This is a genomic window from Planktothrix tepida PCC 9214 (assembly GCF_900009145.1).
In the GTDB taxonomy this organism is placed as follows: Bacteria; Cyanobacteriota; Cyanobacteriia; order Cyanobacteriales; family Microcoleaceae; genus Planktothrix; species Planktothrix tepida.
Genome location: NZ_LN889907.1, coordinates 1 through 1156 on the forward strand (window position 1 = coordinate 1; position 1156 = coordinate 1156).

Below are 1156 nucleotides of genomic sequence, written 5' to 3' on the forward strand. Positions count from 1 at the left end.
AACTATAGCAATCCTAAATGATTTTCTATGTATAAGTATACTGATGAATTTTGGGAAAATCAAATTTATGTTCTTTGGTAAAGAACTCAAACAAAAATTTGATAATCTTAAACGACTTGCATAAATACCAATACTTCCTCAAAAAGTTTTTCGCTTGTAACCAAATATCTTCAACCGGATTTTGTTGCGGAGCATTAGGAGCAAATAAAATACAAGTAATTAAAAAATCATCAGGTTCTTTATCCCCATTTATTTCTGATAAAAATTTTCTAAATTCTCCAAATCTATGATAGGTGGCTCCATCCCAAATTAAGATAATTTTCTTGTTTTTATATTGGTTTTGTAAGTATTTTATAAATTCAACTGTTGATTTTCCATCCCCAGATGGGTAACTTTGAACGTGGAATCTTTTACTTTGATAATTCAGTGCTCCAAAATAAGTTTGTCGCTCTTTTTCATTGGTAATTGGAACTTCAATTCTTAGATTTGATTGACCCCAAACGTAGCCCTTAACATCTCCATGAAGTAGATGACATTCATCTAAAAAAAATACTATTACTTCCCCCGATTCTATGCCAGTCTTTTGTTTCGATAACATCTCATTAATTTCTTCTCTCTTTTTTTTTACCTGCTCTTCGCTAAATTTGGGATTCACTTTCTGAGACTTCTTCCAACTAATATTTGCCTGCTCAAACAGTTTATAGTAGCTTTGTTTGGATTTATATATTACCCCAAATTCTTGCTCCACATAAATAACTAACTCATCTAAATCCCAATACTTTTTATTCTTTAACCACTCAATTACTTCTGTTTTTTGTTGAATACTTAAATACCCTTTTGAGCCTTTATATCCTAGTTTTAACCCGGCGATTCCTTTGACTTTAAAAACTTTTTTCCAATACCCAATAAAAAATTCGCTTACGCCTAAAATTTGGCTGATTTCACGGTAAATTTTACCGGTGAGTGCCATCCTGACAGCTATTGCTCGTTTTAGTTCTCTTGCCGAAAGATTACTCTCAATTAAAATTTCTAATTCAGCTATTTCTTTGTTCCCCTCTTTTTCTGCCTGTTGTAAGCCATTCATAATTTTTATTGTTATAATCAAGTAGTGTATATCATTATATCATGCTCTTGATAATGATTTAGGACTGCTATA

1 protein-coding gene is annotated in these 1156 nt (G+C 31.3%); it reads right to left on the reverse strand.

All coding sequences use genetic code 11. The features are described from left to right. Positions 1 to 25 precede the first annotated feature (25 nt). Positions 26 to 1084 carry an IS630 family transposase gene (locus PL9214_RS29750; RefSeq protein WP_072718995.1) on the reverse strand — a complete coding sequence of 353 codons (1059 nt, stop codon included), beginning with the start codon at positions 1082 to 1084 and terminating at the stop codon, positions 26 to 28. Between the last annotated feature and the right edge of the window lie 72 nt (positions 1085 to 1156).